Here is a 21,102-nt window from a genome sequence, read left to right on the forward strand (position 1 = left end):
CACTCATGGAACAAACCGTAACTCATTGCTTTAGCTAGTCCCTGTGGGAGCGGCCTTGCGTCGCGAAAGGGCTGCGCAGCAGCCCCGGCAATTTCGATGGTGGCTCAGAATCTGGGGCCGCTACGCGACCCTTTCGCGACGCAAGGCCGCTCCCACAGGGGGACAGTTCTCTGCCCGAAGGGCTGGGCGATCTCCTACAGGGATTGCGCAGGGCGTGGCTACCCCTTGGCCGGCGCCGCCACCATCTCCACCTGCTCGCTCTTCTTGATCACGGCATACACCACCGCCGTCAGCAGGCTGCCGGCCACGATCGCCAGCAGGTACAACAGCGCATGGTTGATCGCATTGGGGATCAGCAGCACGAACAGGCCGCCATGGGGCGCCATCAGCTTGCAGCCGAAGTACATCGACAGGGCCCCGGTCAGCGCGCCCCCGGCGATGCTCGCCGGGATCACCCGCAACGGATCCTTGGCGGCGAACGGGATCGCCCCTTCGGAAATGAAACACAGCCCCAGCGCCAGCGCGGCCTTGCCAGCCTCTCGCTCGCTCTGGGCGAACTTGCGCCGGGCCAGGAAGGTGGCGATGCCCAGGCCGATCGGCGGCACCATGCCGGCGGCCATGGTCGCGGCCATCGGCGCATAGCTCGACGACGCCAGCAACCCCACCGAGAACGCATAGGCGGCTTTGTTGATCGGCCCGCCCAAGTCCACGCACATCATGCCGCCGAGCAGCAGCCCGAGCAGGATGGCGTTGGTGGTGCCCATGCTGTCGAGGAAGTGGGTCAGCCCTTCGAGCATGGCGGCCACAGGCTGGCCGACCACGTAGATCATCACCAGGCCGGTGAACAGGCTGGCCAACAGCGGGATGATGAGGATCGGCTTGAGCGCGTCGAGGCTGCTGGGCAGGCGCACCCAGCGGGCGATGGCCTTGGCGCTGTAGCCGGCCAGGAAGCCGGCAACGATGCCGCCGATGAACCCCGCCCCCAACGTACCGGCCAGCAGACCGCCGATCATCCCGGGCGCCAGGCCCGGACGGTCGGCGATGGACCAGGCAATGTAGCCAGCGAGCAGCGGCACCATTAGCTTGAACGCCGCCTCGCCACCAATCTGCATCAGCGCGGCGGGCAGCGTGCCGGCCTCCTTGTAGGCCTCGATGCCGAACACGAACGACAAGGCAATCAGCAGGCCACCAGCCACCACCATCGGCAGCATGAACGACACCCCGGTCAGCAGGTGCTTGTAGACACCGGTCTTCTCGGCCTGCTGCACCGCGCCGGCCGCATCCCCCGTGGCCTGCACCTTGCCCTCGGCCAGAGCCTTGTCCAGCGTGGCCCGGGCCTGCTTGAGGGCGATGCCGGTACCGCAGCGGTAGATGCGCTTGCCGGCGAAACGCGCAGCCGGCACTTCAATATCGGCGGCCAGCAGCACCACGTCGGCCTCGGCGATGGCCTCGGCCGGCAGCGGGTTGCGCGCGCCGACCGAGCCCTGGGTCTCCACGGTGAGCTGGTAGCCCATGGCCTGCGCGGCCTGTTGCAGCGCTTCGGCGGCCATGAAGGTGTGGGCCACGCCGGTCGGGCAGGCGGTCACCGCGACGATTTTCGGCGCGCTGCCCTGCGGGGCCGGCGCCGCCTCGTGCACCCGGGCCCCGGCGGCGGCTTCCTCGAGGAAACCTTCACGGTCCGCCAGCGCCCGGGCCGGCGTGCTCTGGTACAGGCGCTTGCCCGCGAAGCGCGCCAGGTCCACCGACCCGGTGCTGACCACCAGTACCCAGTCGGCCTGTGCAATCTGCGCCGTGGTCAGGCGACGCTCGGGGTGCTCGGCATCCTGCACCTCGACACTGGTGCTCCAGCCCCGACGCTGGGCCGCGGCGGCCAACAAGCGGGCGCTGAGCACGCTGGACACCTGCCCGTTGGGGCAGGCGGTGACAATGGCAATGTTCATCAAGAGCCCTCTTCTTGTTGTTCTGCCAGGTGCACGGCGGCCTCCAGGCGGGCCAGTTGCTCGCGATCCTGGATGCCGAAGCCGACCTGGGTGACCGCCTGGGCGGCGATGGCGGTGGCGCGGCGCAAGGTGGCAGCGGGCGCTTCGGCCTGGAGCAGACCATGGACCATGCCGGCGACCAGCGAATCGCCCGCGCCGACAGTGCTGGCGATGCGCACCTTCGACGGTTGCGCATGCAGCGCCAGGCCGGCGGCGAACCAGGTCACGCCCTGCTCGCCTTGGGACACCACCACATGCTCGACACCGCTGGCCAGCAAGCGCTGCGCGGCGCCGCGCTGGCCGGCCGGGTCAAGCACGGGCTGTCCGAGCACCTCGCCGAGTTCCTCGGTATTGGGCTTGACCAGCCAGGGCGCGGCCTCGAGGCCGACGCGCAAGGCCTCGCCGCTGCTGTCCAGGGCCACCTTCAATCCCTGCGACTTGAACATCAGCAGCAGCTCGCGCAGCCATTCGGGGCTGATCCCCCGCGGCAGGCTACCGGCCACCACCACGGCGTCATGCTCCGGGGCCACCTCGGCCAGACGTTGCAGCAAGGCGTCGCGGGCGGCCTCGTCGACTTCAGGCCCGGGGCCGTTGATATCGGTGACCTGACCATCGGCCTCGACCAGCTTGATGTTGCTGCGGGTCTCGCCGGGCACACGGACGAAGCAGTCGGCGAACCCACGCCAGGCGATCAGCGCCTCGAACGGCGCCAGGTTGTCGAGCCCGAGAAACCCGCCGACGGTCACGCTGTGGCCCAGGTCGGCCAGCACCTGGGCGACGTTCAGCCCCTTGCCGGCGGCATGGCTGTGCTGGGCCTGGCTGCGGTTGACCGCGCCGGGGCGCAGGCGATCGAGGCTGATGGTGATATCCAGCGCCGGGTTGAGGGTGAGGGTGAGGATCTTGGCCATCAATAACGCTCCACCAGCGCCCGGACTGCCTCGGCGCTGTCTTGTTGCAGGGCCTCGCGCGCCAGGGCGCGGGCCGTCGAAAGGTCGGCCTGGCGCACCAGTGCCTTGACTTCAGGAATGCTGCGGGCGGCGACGCTCAGTTCGTCCACGTCCAGGCCCAGCAGCACGGCTACAGCCTGCGGATCGGCCGCCAGTTCGCCGCACACGCCCACCCACTTGCCCTGGGCATGGGCGGCGCGCACGGTCATGTCGATCAGGTTGAGCACCGCCGGGTGCAGGCCGTCGGCCTGGGCCGAGAGGCTCGGGTGGCCACGGTCGATGGCCAGGGTGTACTGGGTCAGGTCGTTGGTGCCGATGCTGAAGAAGTCCACCTCGCGGGCCAGCTGTGGCGCCAGCAAGGCGGCCGACGGTACCTCGACCATGATGCCCACTTGCAGGTCGGCCACCGGAATTTCCTGGCGCAGGCGCTCGACCATGGCCTTGGCGGCGCGCCATTCATGGAGCTGGCCGACCATGGGGAACATGATGCGCAGCGGGCGATTGTCCGCTGCGCGCAGCAGGGCCCGCAGTTGCTCTTCCATCACCTGCGGGCGTTGCAGGGTCAGACGCACGCCGCGCACGCCGAGGAACGGGTTCTCTTCCGCCGCGATCGGCCAGTACGGCAAGGGCTTGTCGCCGCCCACATCGAGGGTGCGCACCACCAGCGGGCGCCCGGCCAGGCCATCGAGCACCCGCCGGTACTCGGCCTCCTGGGTGGCCACATCGGGCAGTTGCGGATGGGCCATGAAGATCAGCTCGGTGCGCAGCAGGCCGACGCCTTCGGCGCCCTGCTCCACTACCTTGTCGATGCCACTGCTTTCGCCGATGTTGGCGAACACTTCGACGCCGTGGCCGTCACGGGTCAGGGCCGGCTCATGGCGGTTGGCCCAAGCGATCTGCAAGCGCCGCTCACGGGCATCGCGCTCGGCCAGCGCCCGTTGCAAGCGGGCCTCGGGCGGCGCGACCTCGACCTGCCCGCGCTGGCCATCGAGCAACAGCGGCGTGCCGCTTTCCAGCAGCAGCACTGCCGCCCCGGCACCGACCACCGCCGGGATGCCCAGGGCCCGGGCGACGATGGCGCTGTGGGCCGTGGCGCCGCCCTGGGCGGTGACGATGCCGGCGACCCGCGCCGGGTCCAGGCGCGCCACATCGGATGGGCCCACCTCGGCCATCACCAGCACGTAGGGCTGCTCGGGCTCGACCACCGCCTGCACGCCACACAACTGGGCCAGCACACGGCGACCGATATCCCGCAGGTCGGCGGCGCGCTCGGCCAGCAGCGCATCGTGCAGCGCTTCCTGCTGGCGGGCGGCGCTCTCGATCACCGCCATCCACGCGGCGGCGGCGCTCTCGCCCTGGGCCAGGCGCAGCTCGACGTCATCGGTCAGGGCCGGGTCGGCCAGCATTTCCTGGTGGGTGACGAAAATTTCGCCGATGGCCTTGTCGCTGCGTTGCACCAAGGCCTGCAGGTCGGCGTGCACCTTGTCGATGGCCGCTCGCAACCTGGCGCGCTCCTGGCCGGGCGACTCACCGCGCAGCGGGTAATCGATTTCGCGCTCGACGCACACATGGGCCGGGCCACTGGCGATGCCCGGCGCGGCCGCGACACCTTGCAGGGTGCTGCCGGGCGCCGGAGCCTGGAGGATTTCGATGGGTGGCGGCTCCACTGCTGCCGTTTGCGGCAAGGGCTCGACCTCCTCGCCCAGCCCCTGCTCGATGGCGGCCAGCAGCACCGGCAAGGCATCGGCGGCAACGCCCGGTTCGGCGATCAGTTCCAGCACCTGGCCACGGCGAGCGCCCAGGCTCAGCAGCTTGCTCAGGCTCTTCACCGAGACGGCGGGCTGGGCGCTGTCTTGCAGGCGAATGCGGATCTCGCCCTCGAAGCCCTTGGCCAACTGCGCCAGCACCTTGGCCGGACGCGCATGCAGGCCATGGGCGTTGGCCAGCACCACCCGGGCGCTGGGCCAGTCGGCGGGCGCCTCGCCGCCGAGCACTTCGAGCACGGCGCGGCTGCTGGTGGCCTGGTAGAGCATCTGCCCACGGCCCTCGATCAGCACCTCGCACAGACGCTCGAGCAAAGCCTGGTGGGCGGCGCCGAGGCTGGCCAGGCAGAACAGCCCATTGAGTGGCTGGTCGCGGTAGCGCAGTGGCTGCTGTGGAGTGACGAAGGCCAGCCCCGGTTGACGCACCTCGCGTTCACTGTGCAGCCACCACAGGCCTTCGCCCAGCGGCAGCGGCTCGGTCTGCTGCAGCACGGCGGCAAAGCCGCTGTCGGCACAGCCGGCGCGGTGCAGCAGGCGGGCACCGCGCCAGGCCAGTTCGTCGAAGTCCTCCGCCGCCAGGTTGAGGCCGACCAGCTGGGCATCCAGCGCCAGCTCGCGCGGCGCGCCTTGCAGCAGTTTGAGCAGCGCCTCGGCGCTGCTGGCCCGCCGCAACGCCTCGGCCAGGTCGGTTTCGCCCAGGGCGCGGGTCAGCAGTTGCAGCAGACGCAGGTGTTCGTCGGAGCGGGCGGCGATGCCGATGGCCAGGTAGACGATCTGGCCGTCGCCCCAGTCCACGCCATTGGGGAACTGCAGCAGGCGCACGCCGGTGGCGTACACCAGCTCGCGGGTCTGCGGCGTGCCGTGGGGGATGGCGATGCCCTGGCCGAGGAAGGTCGAGCCCTGCACTTCCCGGGCCTGCAACCCTGCCAGGTAGCCCTCGGCGACCAGGCCATCGGCAACCAGTCGATCGGCCAGCAACGCCAGTGCCTCGCCTTTGTCGGCGGCACGTTGGCCCATGGCAATCTGCTCCACGGCAAGCTCGAGCATGACCCTCTCCTTTTGCGGCAACCCTGTCGGCTACCGAGGTATTGTTGTGGAATTCGACGGCAAAAGCCGCCAAAACGATCAGCGCAACAAGGGAAACCTTATTTCCAGGCAGGAAATTTCGTTTTGCTGAAACGTTTAATCTGACCAAGCGGCCACGTTACTCGATAATCTGCCGACGAAAAAGCCCCATCCTGTCGGACAATTGCGACAATGGTCGTCTGCGCGCGGGCCCGCCGATGGGTGAAACTAGCCGGTCAAGCCCCGCAGCCAGTCCCGGAAACAACAAGGAAAATTCGGTGAAACTCAGCGATATCGCCCGTCTGGCCGGTGTGTCCGTGACCACCGCCAGCTACGTCATCAATGGCAAGGCCGAACAGCAGCGCATCAGCAACAGCACCGTCGAGCGCGTGCGTGCGGTGGTCGAGGCCCACGGCTTCACGCCCAACCCCCAGGCCGCCGGCCTGCGCAGCCGCCACACGCGCACCCTGGGCTTCATTCTCCCGGATCTGGAGAACCCCAGCTACGCCCGTATCGCCAAGCAACTGGAGCAAGGCGCCCGTGCCCGTGGCTACCAGTTGCTGATCGCCAGCAGCGACGACCAGCCCGACAGCGAGCGTCAGCTGCAGCAGCTGTTCCGTGCCCGGCGCTGTGACGCGCTGTTCGTCGCCAGCTGCCTGCCACCGGAAGACGACAGCTATCGCGAGTTGCAGGCCAAGGGCCTGCCGGTGATCGCCATCGACCGGCGCCTGGACCCGGCGCATTTCTGCTCGGTGATCAGCGACGACCGCGACGCCAGCCGCCAGCTGGCCCAGAGCCTGCTGAAAACCCGCCCACGCAGCATCGCGCTGATTGGCGCGCGCCCCGAGCTGTCGGTGAGCCAGGCCCGCGCCGGTGGCTTCGACGAGGCCCTGCAAGGCTTCGACGGCGACGTGCGCCGCTACCAGGGCGAGGCCTTCAGCCGCGAATGCGGCCAGCGCCTGATGCAGCAACTGATCGACGAGCTGGGCGGCCTGCCGGATGCCCTGGTGACTACCTCCTACGTACTGCTGCAAGGCGTGTTCGACACGCTCCAGGCGCGTCCGGAGAATTCGCGCGAGCTGCAACTGGGCACCTTCGGCGACAACCAGCTGCTCGATTTCCTGCCGCTGCCGGTCAACGCCATGGCCCAGCAGCACGGCCTGATCGCCGCCACCGCGCTGGAACTGGCCCTGGCCGCCATCGAGGACAAGCGCTACGAGCCCGGCGTGCACGCCATCGGCCGCACCTTCAAGCAACGGATCGCCAAGGCCTGAACATGCGCCTGATCGACACCCACACCCACCTCGACTTCCCCGACTTCGATGCCGACCGCCCGCGCCTGCTGGCCAACGCGGCGGCACGCGGGGTGGAGCGCATGGTGGTGCTGGGGGTGTACCAGGACAATTTCCAGCGGGTCTGGGACCTGGCCTGCGCCAACGAAGGCGTGTACGCGGCACTGGGACTGCACCCGATCTACCTCGAGCAGCACCGCCCCGAGCACCTGGCGCAGCTGCGCGACTGGCTCGAACGCCTGCGCGGCGATCCACGACTATGCGCGGTGGGTGAGTTCGGCCTGGATTTCTACCTGCCCGAGCTGGACCCGGCGCGCCAGCAGGCGTTGTTCGAGGCCCAGCTGCAACTGGCCTGCGACTTCGAGCTGCCGTCACTGCTGCACGTGCGCCGCAGCCACGCCCAGGTCATCGCCACGCTCAAGCGCTACAAGCCGGCGCGGGCGGGGATCATCCATGCCTTTGCCGGCAGCTACGAGGAGGCGCGGGAGTACATCAGGCTCGGCTTCAAGCTGGGGCTCGGCGGCGCCGGCACCTGGCCCCAGGCGTTGCGCCTGCGCAAGACCCTGCCACGGCTACCGCTGGACAGCGTGGTGCTGGAGACCGACGCGCCGGACATGGCGCCGGCGATGTTCCCGGGGCAGCGCAACAGCCCGGAGCACTTACCTGAGATTGCCGTAGCGCTGGCCGAAGTCATGGGGATCGAGCCAGGGCTGCTGGCCGAGGCCAGCAGTCGAAACGCTTGCGAGGTCTTTGGCTGGCAGTCCGACACGCATCCCGTGTAGGAGATCGCCCAGCCCTTTGGGCTGCGCTATCGCGCAGGGAACTGCCCCCTGTGGGAGCGGCCTTGTGTCACGAAAGGGCCGCAACGCGGCCCCAACGATCTTTGCGTCAACACTAAAATCCTGGGGCTGATACGCAGCCCTTTCCGACCAGTCCGACGCCTCGGTAAGGCCTTTCCTACACGGGATCTACGCTGCCCTCGATCACACCCTGAACGCCCCGATCAACCGCTTGAGCTCCACCACCTGCGCCGATAACGCCCGGCTGGCGTCCTCGGTCTGGCAGGCGCCCTCGGTGGTGTCCTGTGCCGCGCGGTTGATCGCCACGATGTTCTGGTCGATGTCGTGGGCCACGGCGGTCTGCTGCTCGACGGCGGCGGCGATCTGCTGGTTCTGCTCGACGATCCCGCCCACCGCGCCAAGGATATTGCCCAGCGCCTGCTGCACCTGGCGCGCCTCGTCCACGGTGCCGGCGGCCATCTGATGGCTGCTGCCCATCACCCGCACCGCCGCGCCAACGCCTTCGCGCAGGCGCTGGATCATCTGCGCGATCTCTTCGGTGGAGTCCTGGGTGCGCCTGGCCAGGGTCCGCACTTCGTCGGCGACCACGGCGAAGCCCCTGCCCTGCTCGCCGGCCCGGGCCGCCTCGATGGCGGCGTTGAGGGCCAGCAGGTTGGTCTGCTCGGCAATGCTGCGGATCACTTCCAGCACCCGGCCGATGGCCTGGCTGTCGCCCGCCAGCTGGTTGACCGCCACCACGCTCTGGTCGATCTCGCCGGCCAGGCGGGCAATGCTGCCCTGCTGACTTGCCACCAGGTCGCGGCCCGAGGCGCTCTCGTGGTTGACCCGCTGCGCGCCTTCGGCGGCCAGGGCGGCGCTGCGGGCGACCTCCTGCGCGGTGGCGCTCATCTGGTTCATGGCCGTGGCCACCTGCTCGATCTGCTCGCGCTGGCCGCTGACCGCCTGGTTGCTGCGGCTCGACACCGACAGCACCTGCCCGGCCTGCTCCTCGACCGTGGTCACGGTCTTGCCGACCTGCTCGATCAGCCCGCGAATGCGCCGTACCGTCTCGTTGAAGCCACGCCCCAGCTCGCCCAGTTCGTCCTGGCTGTTGGCCTTGAAGCTGATGGTCATGTCGCCGGCGGCCACCTTGTCCATGGCATTGCCCAGGTTACCGAGGGTTTCGCGGGTGGAGACATAGAAGCCGCCGTACAGGTAGATGATCAGCGCAAACACCGTGGCCAGGGCCGCGACCAGCGCGACCGTGCGCAGGCGGTGCTCGCCCAGGCGCTCCTCCAGCTGGCCGTGCAGGTGGGCCAGGACCGCGTCGTTGAAGCGGTAGGTCTGCGCCATCAGGTCGCTGGTCTGCTGGTAGAAGCCGGCCCAGGGCGCATCCAGGGTCTCGGCCACCACCACCTGGTCCTCGAACAGGGTCGCGGCCTGCTTGACCGTGGCCTGGCTGGCCTGGGCATCGCTGGCCAGCGCGGCCCTGAGCCCAGCATCGCTGGCCAGGACGTCGTCGAGGCGAATGGCGTAGTCGGCCGACAGCCGCTCCAGGCGCTGCAGCAGGTCTTCAAAACGCGCGCTGCCCGAGGAGTCCATGAAGCCGCGGCCCAGGGCCACCGCGCCCATCGCCCGGCCTTCGCCCAGGGCCTGGGTGACTTGCGCCGTGGCGTTGCCGACCAGCTCGCTCAACTGGCGCACCGAGGCCTGGCTGTCCTGGTTCAGCCCCGACTGGCTGGCGACCTGCTTGCCCAGCACCTGGGCCTGGGCCAGCAGCTTGTCGAACAGCGCCGCCTTGTTCTGCAGCGAGCTTTCGTCGCGGGCACGGGCAAAGGCCTCGGCCAGCTCGGTACGCTTGGCTTCGAGGGCCGGGTCGCTGCCCTTGAGGCCGTCGAGTCGGGCCTGGACCTTGTCCTGCAGGGCGGCGATACGGCTCTCCACATCGCCGGCCTGGCCCGATTGGCCCAATACGGCGTTGATCTGCAGCAGGTTGCCCAAGGTCTCCAGGTCGCCGCGCAGGGCCAGGCTCTCGGACAACGGCGCCAGCCCCTGCAGTTCGCCGCGGGTGGCCTGCAGCTGGTTGTAGGCATCGCGGACCAGGTAGAAGCTGGTGACCAGCATGGGCAGGAAGAACAGGACGCTGATCAGGCTGAACTTCATGCCGAAGCTCAGCCGATTCATCAGTGCGATGGCCGGATAGAGCAGACGCTTCACAGGTCACCTCCTTGAATTCTTGTTGTTCTGCGGGGTAGCACAAGGCCATCTAGGGCCAGTGGCTTTGTATAGCGCAGATTGGAATCAAGGTTTGTAACTTATGGTTAAGCAAGTAACGGGCTGATGAACAGCTCAGACCAGCACGGTCCACAGGGCGAAGCAGGCATACCACAATACGGCGCAACGCAGCAGCAGCTCCCACAGGCTGTCCAGGCGCTCCAGGCCACGCTGGCGGTCTTCCTCCTCGGGAATGTCGTCGGCCACCCGGCCGACCTTGGCCACCAGGTGCCCGGCGCTGACATGCCAGTCGAGCAGCTCGTGCAACATCACCCGGGTCACCGCGACGAAGTTGCCGACCAGGGCAAAGCTCACCGTCATCACCCGCACCGGCAGCCAGTCCATGGCGTGGCGCAATTGCCCGGCCAGGGTCTGCAGCGCCGGCTGGCGGCTGTTGTCCATGGTCAGCGCCAGCAGGCGGTAGGTCAACGCAGCTCCGGGGCCGAGCAGGAAGTACCAGAAGATCACCGCGAAGAAGCTCTGGTAGGCCTGCCACAGCAGATGGCCCTGGACCCGCTTGATCAGGTTCTGGGCATCGTCGGCAGCCAGCCCCAGGTCGCGCTCGGCCACATGCAGCGCGGCCTGTTCGTCACCGCGACGCCAGGCGTCGCGAAACGGCCCGAGCGCCGCCTTCACATCGCCGCGGCCCAGGCTGTAGACCAGCACCAGCAGGTGCACCGGCAACGCCAGCAGGCCGTAGGCCACCGGCTCCAGCACATGCAACAGCAGCACGAGCAACACCACCGGCGCCAGGACCAGGATGCCCAGCGTCCACCAGGGGTGGACCTTGCCGCTGCGCTCCAGGCGCACCAGCTCGCCCAGGTAGAAGCCGTCGCGCTGCAACCGCTGGCGCAGGGCCGAGAACTTCTCGATCCACAGCGCCAGCACCAACACCAGAAAACTCATGCCTTGTCCTCGTTGCGTTGCAGCGCGGCCCGGTAGCGTGGCCAGTCGAAGGCCGGGCCCGGATCGGTCTTGCGCTGCGGGGCAATGTCGTTGTGGCCACAGATGCGCTGGGCGTCGATCACAGGCCAGGCCGCGCGGATCTCGCGGGTCAGCCGCTCCAGGGTGGCGTACTGGGCATCGGTATAGGGCAGTTCGTCGGTGCCCTCCAGCTCGATGCCGATGGAAAAATCGTTGCAGCCCTCGCGCTCGCCAAAGCGCGACACGCCGGCATGCCAGGCGCGGTCGAGCAACGAGACGAACTGGGTCACCGCACCATCGCGCTCGACGAACAGGTGCGCCGAGACGGTCAGGTGGTTGATGGTCGCGAAGTAAGGGTGTTCGTTCGGGTCCAGGCGGTTCTGGAAGAACTGCTGCACCTTGCCGGTGCCGAAGCAGGCCGGGGGCAGGCTGATGTTGTGGATGACCAGCAGCGCGATGGCCTCGCCGTCAGGGCGGGCGTTGAAGTTCGGCGAGGGGCAGTGGCTGACGCCGGTGAACCAGCCGGTCGCACGGTCCAATTGCATGGTGCAGATCCTGAAATGACGCCCGAGACAGGTGCCCAGTATGCCGTGGCCGGCCGGCGCTTGCATGTAAATGATTGTGTAGGGAAAGTCAGCGTTACTGCGCCTGCTGCCCGCGCAACTGCTCCAGCACCGCTTCCAGCGCCCGCTCGAACAGCAGGCCGTCGTCCAGCAGGCGCACCTCGCCACGGCGCAGGGCCAGGGCCAGGCCCATGCGGTTCCATTCACGCACCTTCATGCCGGTGCGGTTGGTGAAGACCAGGCGGTCGTTGCTGTCGATGCGCGCCACCAGCTTGCAGCGCAGCGGCTCGTCGTCGTCCATCACCTCGACCCAGGAACCGACCTGCAGGCGCTGAACCTGGCGCAACGCCGGCTCCTGTTCGTCGAGTGGCAGGCCAGGGGCAAGGGCGGACTCGTCGCTGACCGCCAGCACGATAGCGTCTTCCAGCCACACCTCGTCCAGCGCGGCATCCGGCTCAGGCGTGCCACCGCAGGCGCGCAGGTGCAGCTTCTCCAGTTGCAGGAAGAAATCACGGGTGGCGGCGGAGTCCAGCGCTATCCCCGCCAGGCCGTCGCGCAAGGCCTTGAGCAGGCCCGGCACCTGCTCCAGCAGGCGCTGCGGCTCACGGTACGGGGCAATGCTGACCAGCAGGTCGTCCACCGTCGCCAGGGCGTCGGCCCAGGCCGCCGAGGCCTCGCCCTGCTTCAGCCAGGCCAGCAGCAGCACCTGGCTCCAGGACTGCACCAGCATCTGCACCACCACCTGCGGCAGCACCCGGCCATGCAGGCGGTCGTTCAGCTCCTGCTGCACCCGCTGGCGGGCCTGCAGGGTACGGGCACGGCCCTCCTCGGCGTCACGGGTACGCTGCTCGAGCAGTTCGTTGCGTCGGCGCTCGTCCTGGCTGAAGGCGAGAAACTCGTCGAGCAGCTCGTTGAACACCGCGCAGTCGTCGGAAAAGTCATTGAGCAGGCGCTGGACGATACGCTCGACCCGCAGGTGCAGGCTGTCGCGCAGCCCCTCGGCATCGCTCTCCCAGCCGATGGCCACGGCGGCGATCTCGTTGAGCAGGCGCCGCGCCGGGTGGCTGCCACGGCTGAACATGCCCTTGTCGATCAGTGCGACCTTGAGCACCGGGATATGCAGGCGGGCGATCAGCGCCCGCAGGCTGGCCGGCAGGTTGTCGTCGCCCTGGATGTAGGTGAACAGCAGGTCGACCAGGTTGATCGTGTCTTCGTCGTCGGTAGCGATCCGCCGCCGCGTGCCACTGCGCACGCTGACCCGCAGCAACAGCTGCTCCAACTGCTGGCCGAGGTTGAAGTCATCCGGCTCGCCGGGGGCCGGCACATAATGCTGCAAGTGGGTAAGCAGGCGCAGCAGGTCGCCGGTGCTAGTCGGTTGTGCCGCTCCGGCCGCCTGCAGCCGCGGCGCGACACGCCCGCGCACCGGCGCCAGCAGCGCCTGCACCGAGGCGAAGAAGGCCTGGCCGGCGGAGTCGGACAAGCCGCCCAGCGCCGGGCTGGCCGGGATGCGCCGGGCGATACTGCGCCGGTCCTCGGCGCGGCGCCGTGGGGCGGGCATCAGGTCAGGCAGCACACCGGCGCTGGCGAGCAACTGGCTGGCCTCGCCATATAACAGGTCGAGGTCACGCAGCACATAGCGCTCGAACAGCTTGAGCAGCACCATCTTGACGCTGGCGCCGACTCCCAGGTTACGCCCGGCGTCCAGGAAGTAGCCACACAGGTTGCCAGGGCCCAGGGGATTGCTTGCGCTCGCCAGCGGCAACTCCAGCAGCGTGGTGAAGCGCAGGTTCAACTGCTCCAGCAGGAAGCCGTCGCGGGACAGCACCCGGTCGACCATGGCCTGCACGGCCACCGAGCGCTCCAGCGACGGCTTGTCCTGCGTCTGTGCCCTGACCAGGGACTCGAGCCCGTCGCCCTGGCCGATCCGGGCGAAGGCCTCGTAGAAGGTGTCGAGGAAACCCCGTTCAATACTCTTGCGCTTTAGGCGCAGGTCGCGCATGGCTTCGAAATACAGGTTCTGGTCGAGACGACCGCTGGCCTTGTCGGCCATTTCGAACAGGGTGTCGTCGGCATTGTCGAACAGCGCCTGCAAGCCCTGGCGCAATTGCAGCGCGGCCTTGTCGCGCACCTGCAGGAGCAGCACGGGAAGGCATGGCGAGGGCGCGCGCGCACCCCGGTCGATGGCGGCCGCCAGGGGCACCACCTTGCCTTCATCATGCATCCCGGACTCCTTGCTGGATGTTGCGTTGTTCGACTGGAGGTAATCGTCAAAGCTATGACGCCAAATACTGGGCGCTATTATCGGTGAAAATTGTGATAGCTGCCAGCACGCCATTCGCACGCCTCAACTGACAGTGCGTTCGCTGGATTGCTCAAACCGCCGGACCAAAGGTCATCGGCCCGGCAGCTGTACACGCAGCCCCCCTGCCCTATAATCGCCGGCACCTAGCTTGTGGAGCCGACCATGCCGAACCTACGCCTCGCCGACCTGACCGCCGAAATCGAAGCCAACGTGCGCCGCGCGCTGCTCGAAGACATCGGCAGCGGTGACATCACCGCCCAGCTGATCCCGGCCGAGCGCCTGGCCAAGGCGACCATCATCACCCGCGAGGACTGCGTGATCGCCGGCACCGCCTGGGTCGATACGGTGTTCCGCCAGCTCGACCCACGGGTGGCGGTGCACTGGCAGGTGGCCGACGGCGAACGGGCCACGGCCAACCAGGTGCTGTTCCACCTCGAAGGCCCGGCACGCTCGCTGCTCAGCGGCGAACGCTCGGCGCTGAACTTCCTGCAGATGCTCTCGGGCGTGGCCACCCGCGCACGCTTGCTGGCCGACCTGGTAGAGGGCACCCAGGTGCGCCTGCTCGACACCCGCAAGACCCTGCCCGGCCTGCGCCTGGCGCAGAAGTACGCGGTCACCTGCGGCGGCTGCCACAACCACCGCATCGGCCTGTACGACGCCTTCCTGATCAAGGAAAACCATATCGCCGCCAGCGGTGGCGTGGCCGAGGCCGTGGCGGCGGCGCACCGCATCGCCCCGGGCAAACCGGTGGAAATCGAGGTGGAAAGCCTGGACGAACTGCGCCAGGCGCTGGTGGCCGGGGCCGATATCGTCATGCTCGACGAGCTGACCCTGGACGAGATGCGCGAAGCGGTGCGCCTCACCGCCGGCAAGGCCAAGCTGGAGGCCAGCGGCGGCGTCAACGAGACCACCCTGCGGGTGATCGCCGAAACGGGTGTGGACTACATATCGATCGGCGCGATGACCAAGGACGTGAAGGCGGTGGACCTGTCGATGCGCCTGAGCCTGTGAGCTGAAACGCGGGTACAAAAAAACCGGCCAGATGGCCGGTTTTTTTATGCAGGGCTGGCCCGCAAAGGCTGGATCAGTGCGCGGCGTTGGCCAGGCCGTCCAGGTAGCGCTCGACGTCCAGGGCCGCCATGCAGCCGGCGCCGGCCGAGGTGATGGCCTGGCGGTAGACGTGGTCGGCCACGTCGCCGGCGGCGAACACGCCCTCGACGTTGGTGGCGGTGGCGTTGCCTTCACGGCCACCGTGGACCACCAGGTAGCCGTCCTTCAGGGTCAGCTGGCCTTCGAACAGCGAGGTGTTCGGGGTGTGGCCGATGGCGATGAACACGCCGTCGACCTTGATTTCGTCGAAGCTGCCGTCGTTGTTCTTCAGGCGCGCACCGGTCACGCCCATGTTGTCACCCAGCACTTCGTCCAGGGTGGCGTTGAGCTTGAGCTCGATCTTGCCTTCGGCGACACGGGCGTGCAGCTTGTCGATCAGGATCTTCTCGGCACGGAAGGTATCGCGGCGATGCACCAAGGTCACCTTGCTGGCGATGTTGGCCAGGTACAGCGCCTCTTCCACGGCGGTGTTGCCGCCACCGACAACGGCGACCGGCTTGTTGCGGTAGAAGAAACCGTCGCAGGTGGCGCAGGCCGAAACGCCCTTGCCCATGAAGGTTTCTTCCGACGGCAGGCCCAGGTAGCGGGCGCTGGCGCCGGTGGCGACGATCAGCGCGTCGCAGGTGTAGGTGCCGCTGTCACCCTGCAGGGTAAACGGCTTGTTGGCCAGGTCGACGGCGTTGATATGGTCGAAGACGATCTCGGTCTCGAAGCGCTCGGCGTGTTCCTGCATGCGCTGCATCAGGGCCGGGCCGGTCAGGCCATGGGGGTCGCCCGGCCAGTTGTCGACTTCGGTGGTGGTGGTCAGCTGGCCGCCAGCCTGCATGCCGGTGATCAGCAGCGGCTTGAGGTTGGCGCGGGCGGCGTACACCGCGGCGCTGTAACCGGCAGGGCCGGAACCGAGAATGATGACGCGCGAATGACGTACTTCGGACATGTCGAACTCCTGTCGAGCGGGTCGCACGGGGCCGGCATCTAGGTGCCGGTTGCGCCAGCTGGAATTAAAAGGGACCCACGCAGCACTTGGGGAAGGCTACAACGCGTTGGTCCAAAACCAAAAAAGTTGAGCGCACTGTAGCGAGGCCGCAGAGATTAAGGAAATATCCTTCGACAATCCACCTTATAGACAGTCTCTATCCGTCAGCCATTGTCCCAATGCTTTGTTACACGCCGTTTCCCAAAGGCGCGGTGCCTTTCGTCGGCGCGCCAAACTCGGTAAGGTCAGCGCGTTTTCCTCAAGCGGAGCATTCCGATGCAAGCCCCTGTCCTTTCCGGCCCCCAGTACCTGCGTGAAGGCCTGAAACTGATCCTGAGCCCGAGCCTGCGCCTGTTCGTGCTGCTGCCGCTGGCGGTCAACCTGCTGCTGTTCGGCGGCCTGATCTACTTCGCCGGCCATCAGTTCAGCCTGTGGGTCGATGCGCTGATGCCCACCCTGCCCGACTGGCTGAGCTTCCTCAGCTATATCCTGTGGCCGCTGTTCGTCGCACTGGTGCTATTGATGGTGTTCTTCACCTTCACCTTGCTGGCCAACATCATCGCCGCCCCGTTCAACGGCTTCCTGGCGGAAAAAGTCGAGGTGGTGGTGCGCGGCCAGGACAACTTCCCGCCCTTCAGCTGGGGCGAACTGGTGGCCATGGTGCCCCGCACCCTCAGCCGCGAGATGCGCAAGCTGGGCTATTTCCTGCCGCGGGCCATCGGCCTGTTCATCCTCTCGTTCATCCCGGTGGTGAACGTGATCGCCGCGCCGCTGTGGCTGGTGTTCGGCATCTGGATGATGGCCATCCAGTACATCGACTACCCGGCGGACAACAACAAGATGAGCTGGCAGGACATGCTCGCCTGGCTGCGGCAGAAGCGCTGGCAATCGATGGGTTTTGGCGGAATCACTTATCTTGCGCTGATGATTCCGGGGGTCAACGTGCTGATGATGCCGGCGGCGGTGGCCGGGGCGACGCTGTTCTGGGTGCGTGAGCGTACCTGACCTGTGGGAGATCACACAGCCCTTCGGACTACGCTGTTGCGCAGGGAGCTATCTCCCTGTGGGAGCGGCCTTGTGTCGCGAAAGGGCTGCGCAGCAGCCCCAGCAATTTCGATGTTCGCCCGGAATCTGGGGCCGCTGCGCGCCCCTTTCGCGACACAAGGCCGCTGCCACAGGGTCTCACTAAATCAATAAGTTACGGTTTGCTCCATGAAGCCAATCAGTGGCTCAACTGACTGGAAAACTGCCCCACCGCATCCACCACCTTCTTCGCCCCTTCCTGGATCTCGACGATCACCCCGCCGGTATCGGCGGCCAGGGCCAGGCCCTGCTCGGCCTGGCGCTTGCTGGTGTCGATGATGTCCACCGCGGCCTGGGCCAACTGTTCGTTCTGCTGCACCACCTTGGCGATCTCCTCGGTGGCACTGCTGGTGCGCGAGGCCAGCTGGCGCACTTCGTCGGCGACCACGGCAAAGCCACGCCCCTGCTCGCCGGCGCGGGCAGCCTCGATGGCGGCGTTGAGCGCCAGCAGGTTGGTCTGCCCGGCGATGTCGCTGATGGTCTTGATGATCGCGCCGATCACCTTCGACTGCTTGTCCAGCGCCTGGATGCCATCGGCGGCGTCCTGCATCGAGCCTTCCAGGCCGCGCATCACCTCGACGGTCTGGGTCACCACGTCGGTGGCCTTGCGCGCGCTGTCGTCGGTCTCCAGCGAGGTGGTGTAGGCGATGTCGGCGGCCTGGGCCACGGCCAGTTCCTGGTTGACCTGGTCGGTGATCACGGTGGCGAACTTGACCACCTTGTACAGCACATCATGGGCGTCGATGATCGGGTTGTACGAGGCCTCCAGCCAGACCACGCGGCCATGGGCGTCGATGCGCTTGAAACGCTCGGCGACGAATTCGCCGCGACGCAGCCGCTCCCAGAAAGCCTGGTAACCGGCCGAGTTGGCTTCTTCCGGGTCGCAGAACATCCGGTGGGACTTGCCACGGATCTGCTCCAGGCTGTAGCCCATGGTCTGCAGGAAGCGGTCGTTGGCGGTCAGCACCTGGCCTTCGAGGTTGAACTCGATCACCGCGGTGGAGCGCATCAGGGCCTTGATCAGGCTCTCGTGCTCGCGGGAGGTCTCGATGGTGCGGGTCAGGTCGCTGGAGTGCAGAGAGAAGTACTTGATGCGCCCGTCACTGTCCTTGACCGGCTGCAGGATCGAGCGCAGCCAGGCCTCGTCACCGTTGCCGCGCAGCAGACGGAAGGCGCCGTTGAGGTGCTCGCCACGGGTGATGGCGTGCTTCATGCGCTGGTAGAAATCAAGCTTCTTCACATGCGCCGGCACGATCTCTTCGATGTTGCGCCCGACCAGCTGCTCGGCGCGATAGCCCATCTCGGCCTCGAAGTTGTTGTTTACCGACTCGATGCGCCCCTGGGGGTCGAGCTGGAGCACCAGCATCTCGCTGTCGAGGCTGTTCTTGACCTGCTCGATGGACATCAGCTCTTCGCGCAGTTGCTGGATTTCTTTCTTCAGTTTGCTGTTGAACATGGCCGCTCTCCCGGAGCGAATTCCTGTAGTCGAATGCCTCTGCATCGGCTGCGTGACAAGAGTTCTTGAGAGCTTTGCAAGGAAATATTCAAACGACTGAAAGTGCCGGAAATCAGGCGTCATGCGCACGTCACAAAGGCGTCACATGGCCGCAACGGGGGCGGCGGACACTTTTTCTCATGAGCACACCGTCCCTGCGTATCACCCTGGTCAGCGAAACCTTCCCACCCGAGATCAATGGCGTGGCCAATACCCTTGGCCGCCTCAGCGAAGGGCTGCGTCTGCGCGGCCACCAGGTGGAACTGATCCGCCCGCGCCAGGCCTCCGACAACGGGGCCGGCAACGATGAGACCCTGCTGTTGTGCCGGGGTTGGCCATTGCCGGGCTACCCTGGCCTGCAATGGGGCGAGGTGTCGATGCACAAGCTGTGGCGCCGCTGGCGCCGGCAACGTCCGGACGTGCTGTACATCGCCACCGAAGGCCCGCTGGGCCTGAGCGCCCTGCGCGCCGCCCGGCGCCTGGGCGTGGCGGTGGTCAGCGGCTTCCACACCAACTTCCCGCAGTACTCGGGGCAATATGGCCTGGGCCTGCTGTCGCGGATGCTCACCCACTACCTGCGCTGGTTCCATCGGCGCACCGCCATCACCCTGGTGCCCAGCGTCAGCCAGCGCCTGGAGCTGGAACGCCGTGGTTTCGAGCGGCTCGGCCTGATGGCCCGCGGCGTCGATGCCAGCCTGTTCACCCCATCACGGCGCAGCCAGGCCCTGCGCGAGCAGTGGGGGCTGGGTGTGGATGACATTGCCGTGCTGCACGTCGGACGCCTGGCCGTGGAGAAGAACCTGGCCCTGCTGCGTCCTTGCATGGAGGCGCTGGCCAAGGCCTATCCACAGCGGCGATTGCGCCTGGTGATCGTCGGCGATGGCCCGATGCGCGGCCAACTCGAACAGCAACTGCCCGATGCCGTGTTCTGTGGCGCACAGCGCGGCAAGGTGCTGGCCGAACATTACGCCAGCGGCGATCTGTTCCTGTTCCCGAGCCTGACCGAAACCTTCGGCAATGTCGTGCTCGAGGCACTCGCCTCGGGCCTGGCCGTGGTCGCCTACGACGAGGCCGCCGCCGCCCAGCATATCCGCCACGGCCACAGCGGCGCCCTGGCCATGCCGGGGGACCAGGCGGCGTTCATCGACGCCGCCTGCTGGTTGCTGGAGGAAGGCGAAACCCTGCGCCGGGTGCGCCTCAACGCCCGCCAGCATGCCAGCCGCCAGGGCTGGCCGGCGATCGTCGAGCAGTTCGAGGGCTACCTGTACGGCGCCTGCCGCGAGCTGCAGTCCGCCCGCGAACAGACCCCGGCGCTGGTGATCAAGCCAGGGTCGTCAGCGCCTCACGGCTGAACGGCAGCACATCGTCTTCACGCCCGTCCCGCACTTTGCGCGCCCACTCGGCGTCCACCAGCAAGGCGCGGCCCACGGCCACCAGATCGAACTCCTGGTCGTGCAAGCGGCGCAGCAGCCCTTCCAGGCTGGCGGGCTTGGCCACCTTGTCGGTGGCGACCATGAACTGCAGGAACTCGCCATCCAGGCCGACACTGCCCACGGTGATGGTCGGCTTGCCGGTGAGCTGGCGGGTCCAGCCGGCAAGGTTCAACTCGCTGCCCTCGAATTCCGGCTCCCAGAAGCGCCGGGTGGAACAGTGGAAGATATCCACGCCCGCCTCGGACAGGGGCTTGAGGAACGCCGCCAGGGCCTCGGGGGTTTCCACCAGGCGCGCGCTGTAGTCCTGCTGCTTCCATTGCGAGAAACGCAGGATGATCGGAAAGTCCGGGCCGACGGCCGCGCGCACGGCCTGGATCAGTTCGATGGCGAAACGCGAGCGCCCGGCCAGGTCGCCGCCGTATTCATCGTCGCGACGGTTGCTGGCTTCCCAGAAGAACTGGTCGATCAGGTAGCCGTGGGCGCCGTGGATCTCCACGCCGTCCATGCCGATGGCCTGGGCATCGCGCGCCGCCTGGGCGAAGGCGGCGATCACCTCGCGGATATCCTCCCGGCTCATGCCGTGGACCAGCACCTGGCCGTCCTTTTCCTTGCCGCTCGGGCCATAGCCCGGGACCGCAGCGTCGGGCTCGGTGCCCAGGCGGCGCACACTGCCCACGTGCCACAGCTGCGGCACGATGCGCCCGCCCTCGGCGTGCACGGCCTCGACCACGCGCTTCCAGCCGGCCAGGGCATCCTCACCGTGGAAGCGCGGCACGTTGGGGTAGCCGTTGGCGGCCTTGTGCCCGACCGTGGTGCCCTCGGTGATGATCAGGCCGACACCGGCGGCGGCGCGGCGGCGGTAGTACTCGACCACGCCGTCGTGGGGCACGCCGCCGGGGCAGAAGGTACGGGTCATCGGTGCCATGACCACGCGGGTCGGCAGGTCGAGGGAGCCGAGGGTGAAGGGCTGGAACAGAGGGTTGCTGGACATGCGGCGCTCCCGAGGGATGAGATGGATGCGCCCGAGCTTAGGGGCCGTCAGGTGCGTGTCACAGCATCATTGATTGCAGTGATCGGCAGGTATCGCTGCGAGCGGGCCGATTTGCAACAGGAAATT

The 21,102-nt window shown here is 67.5% G+C and carries 15 protein-coding genes and 2 pseudogenes; 5 read left to right on the forward strand and 12 right to left on the reverse strand.

Annotated elements, in window-relative coordinates; all coding sequences use genetic code 11:
• Positions 1-218 precede the first annotated feature (218 nt).
• From DMX06_RS10810 to ptsP, 3 genes are read right to left on the reverse strand one after another with little or no spacing between them, the layout of a single operon-like run.
• A complete protein-coding gene (locus DMX06_RS10810) occupies positions 219-1,940 on the reverse strand; it encodes a PTS fructose-like transporter subunit IIB (protein WP_110736841.1) in 1,722 nt (573 codons plus the stop codon).
• Positions 1,940-2,887, reverse strand: coding sequence for a 1-phosphofructokinase (gene pfkB, locus DMX06_RS10815; protein WP_110736843.1), 948 nt, complete (start codon positions 2,885-2,887; stop codon positions 1,940-1,942). Before pfkB ends, DMX06_RS10810 begins: the two co-directional genes overlap by 1 nt.
• On the reverse strand, positions 2,887-5,736 hold the full coding sequence (gene ptsP / locus DMX06_RS10820) for a phosphoenolpyruvate--protein phosphotransferase (RefSeq protein ID WP_110736845.1): 2,850 nt from the start codon (positions 5,734-5,736) through the stop codon (positions 2,887-2,889). Before ptsP ends, pfkB begins: the two co-directional genes overlap by 1 nt.
• Before the next feature lie 296 nt (positions 5,737-6,032).
• Between ptsP and cra the strand changes: the two genes are divergently transcribed.
• Positions 6,033-7,028 (forward strand): catabolite repressor/activator, encoded by a 996-nt coding sequence (gene cra, locus DMX06_RS10825; protein WP_110736847.1) that lies wholly within the window; start codon positions 6,033-6,035, stop codon positions 7,026-7,028.
• 2 nt (positions 7,029-7,030) lie between these two features.
• Positions 7,031-7,828, forward strand: coding sequence for a TatD family hydrolase (locus tag DMX06_RS10830; protein WP_110736849.1), 798 nt, complete (start codon positions 7,031-7,033; stop codon positions 7,826-7,828).
• A 201-nt stretch (positions 7,829-8,029) separates the two neighbouring features.
• Here DMX06_RS10830 and DMX06_RS26795 read toward each other — a convergent pair whose 3' ends face one another.
• The 5 genes and pseudogenes from DMX06_RS26795 to DMX06_RS10850 form a co-directional block, all read right to left on the reverse strand.
• Positions 8,030-8,743, reverse strand: a complete 714-nt coding sequence (locus DMX06_RS26795; RefSeq protein ID WP_375538095.1) for a methyl-accepting chemotaxis protein — start codon at positions 8,741-8,743, stop codon at positions 8,030-8,032.
• A gap of 144 nt (positions 8,744-8,887) precedes the next feature.
• Positions 8,888-10,009: pseudogene (locus DMX06_RS26800) on the reverse strand (HAMP domain-containing protein); the annotation flags it as partial.
• Between the two features lie 165 nt (positions 10,010-10,174).
• Positions 10,175-11,005, reverse strand: a complete 831-nt coding sequence (ampE, locus tag DMX06_RS10840; RefSeq protein WP_110736852.1) for a regulatory signaling modulator protein AmpE — start codon at positions 11,003-11,005, stop codon at positions 10,175-10,177.
• Positions 11,002-11,568 (reverse strand): 1,6-anhydro-N-acetylmuramyl-L-alanine amidase AmpD, encoded by a 567-nt coding sequence (ampD, locus tag DMX06_RS10845; protein WP_110736854.1) that lies wholly within the window; start codon positions 11,566-11,568, stop codon positions 11,002-11,004. Before ampD ends, ampE begins: the two co-directional genes overlap by 4 nt.
• 94 nt (positions 11,569-11,662) lie before the next feature.
• A complete protein-coding gene (locus tag DMX06_RS10850) occupies positions 11,663-13,807 on the reverse strand; it encodes a DUF1631 domain-containing protein (RefSeq protein WP_110736856.1) in 2,145 nt (714 codons plus the stop codon).
• Between the two features lie 243 nt (positions 13,808-14,050).
• On the opposite strand from DMX06_RS10850, the gene nadC reads away from it, so the two are divergent.
• Positions 14,051-14,899, forward strand: coding sequence for a carboxylating nicotinate-nucleotide diphosphorylase (nadC, locus tag DMX06_RS10855; protein ID WP_110736858.1), 849 nt, complete (start codon positions 14,051-14,053; stop codon positions 14,897-14,899).
• A 73-nt stretch (positions 14,900-14,972) separates the two neighbouring features.
• Here the strand turns inward: nadC and trxB are convergent, their stop codons facing one another.
• Positions 14,973-15,935 carry a thioredoxin-disulfide reductase gene (trxB, locus tag DMX06_RS10860; RefSeq protein WP_110736861.1) on the reverse strand — a complete coding sequence of 321 codons (963 nt, stop codon included), beginning with the start codon at positions 15,933-15,935 and terminating at the stop codon, positions 14,973-14,975.
• Between the two features lie 315 nt (positions 15,936-16,250).
• Here trxB and cysZ point away from each other — a divergent pair, with 315 nt between their 5' ends.
• Entirely contained in the window at positions 16,251-16,979 is a 729-nt protein-coding gene (gene cysZ / locus DMX06_RS10865; RefSeq protein ID WP_110736863.1) for a sulfate transporter CysZ, read from the forward strand.
• Positions 16,980-17,196: 217 nt separating this feature from the next.
• On the opposite strand, the gene DMX06_RS26805 is transcribed toward cysZ, so the two are convergent.
• Together DMX06_RS26805 and DMX06_RS26810 are read right to left on the reverse strand one after the other, a co-directional pair.
• Entirely contained in the window at positions 17,197-17,628 is a 432-nt protein-coding gene (locus DMX06_RS26805; RefSeq protein ID WP_371923703.1) for a methyl-accepting chemotaxis protein, read from the reverse strand.
• A gap of 162 nt (positions 17,629-17,790) precedes the next feature.
• Positions 17,791-18,636 (reverse strand): annotated as a pseudogene (locus tag DMX06_RS26810) (PAS domain-containing protein); the annotation flags it as partial.
• A gap of 56 nt (positions 18,637-18,692) precedes the next feature.
• Between DMX06_RS26810 and DMX06_RS10875 the strand changes: the two are divergent.
• Positions 18,693-19,904: a glycosyltransferase family 4 protein gene (locus DMX06_RS10875; RefSeq protein ID WP_110736867.1), complete on the forward strand. Its 1,212-nt coding sequence runs from the start codon at positions 18,693-18,695 to the stop codon at positions 19,902-19,904.
• Here DMX06_RS10875 and DMX06_RS10880 read toward each other — a convergent pair.
• Positions 19,873-20,976, reverse strand: coding sequence for an NADH:flavin oxidoreductase (locus tag DMX06_RS10880; RefSeq protein ID WP_110736868.1), 1,104 nt, complete (start codon positions 20,974-20,976; stop codon positions 19,873-19,875). The two genes, DMX06_RS10875 and DMX06_RS10880, sit on opposite strands and share 32 nt — an antisense overlap.
• Positions 20,977-21,102: the final 126 nt, after the last annotated feature.

The sequence above is a fragment of the Pseudomonas mosselii genome (assembly GCF_003205295.1).
Lineage (GTDB): Bacteria > Pseudomonadota > Gammaproteobacteria > Pseudomonadales > Pseudomonadaceae > Aquipseudomonas > Aquipseudomonas mosselii_B.

What these genes read in the sequence shown, in the direction of transcription:
- nadC (WP_110736858.1), top strand. Translation starts at nt 14,051, where the DNA reads ATGCCGAACCTACGCCTCGCCGACCTGACCGCCGAAATCGAAGCCAAC.
- DMX06_RS26805 (WP_371923703.1), bottom strand. Translation starts at nt 17,628, where the DNA reads ATGCGCGGCCTGGAAGGCTCGATGCAGGACGCCGCCGATGGCATCCAG.
- cysZ (WP_110736863.1), top strand. Translation starts at nt 16,251, where the DNA reads ATGCAAGCCCCTGTCCTTTCCGGCCCCCAGTACCTGCGTGAAGGCCTG.
- DMX06_RS10880 (WP_110736868.1), bottom strand. Translation starts at nt 20,976, where the DNA reads ATGTCCAGCAACCCTCTGTTCCAGCCCTTCACCCTCGGCTCCCTCGAC.
- trxB (WP_110736861.1), bottom strand. Translation starts at nt 15,935, where the DNA reads ATGTCCGAAGTACGTCATTCGCGCGTCATCATTCTCGGTTCCGGCCCT.
- ampE (WP_110736852.1), bottom strand. Translation starts at nt 11,005, where the DNA reads ATGAGTTTTCTGGTGTTGGTGCTGGCGCTGTGGATCGAGAAGTTCTCG.
- ampD (WP_110736854.1), bottom strand. Translation starts at nt 11,568, where the DNA reads ATGCAATTGGACCGTGCGACCGGCTGGTTCACCGGCGTCAGCCACTGC.
- DMX06_RS10830 (WP_110736849.1), top strand. Translation starts at nt 7,031, where the DNA reads ATGCGCCTGATCGACACCCACACCCACCTCGACTTCCCCGACTTCGAT.
- pfkB (WP_110736843.1), bottom strand. Translation starts at nt 2,887, where the DNA reads ATGGCCAAGATCCTCACCCTCACCCTCAACCCGGCGCTGGATATCACC.
- DMX06_RS10850 (WP_110736856.1), bottom strand. Translation starts at nt 13,807, where the DNA reads ATGCATGATGAAGGCAAGGTGGTGCCCCTGGCGGCCGCCATCGACCGG.
- ptsP (WP_110736845.1), bottom strand. Translation starts at nt 5,736, where the DNA reads ATGCTCGAGCTTGCCGTGGAGCAGATTGCCATGGGCCAACGTGCCGCC.
- DMX06_RS26795 (WP_375538095.1), bottom strand. Translation starts at nt 8,743, where the DNA reads ATGAACCAGATGAGCGCCACCGCGCAGGAGGTCGCCCGCAGCGCCGCC.
- DMX06_RS10875 (WP_110736867.1), top strand. Translation starts at nt 18,693, where the DNA reads ATGAGCACACCGTCCCTGCGTATCACCCTGGTCAGCGAAACCTTCCCA.
- DMX06_RS10810 (WP_110736841.1), bottom strand. Translation starts at nt 1,940, where the DNA reads ATGAACATTGCCATTGTCACCGCCTGCCCCAACGGGCAGGTGTCCAGC.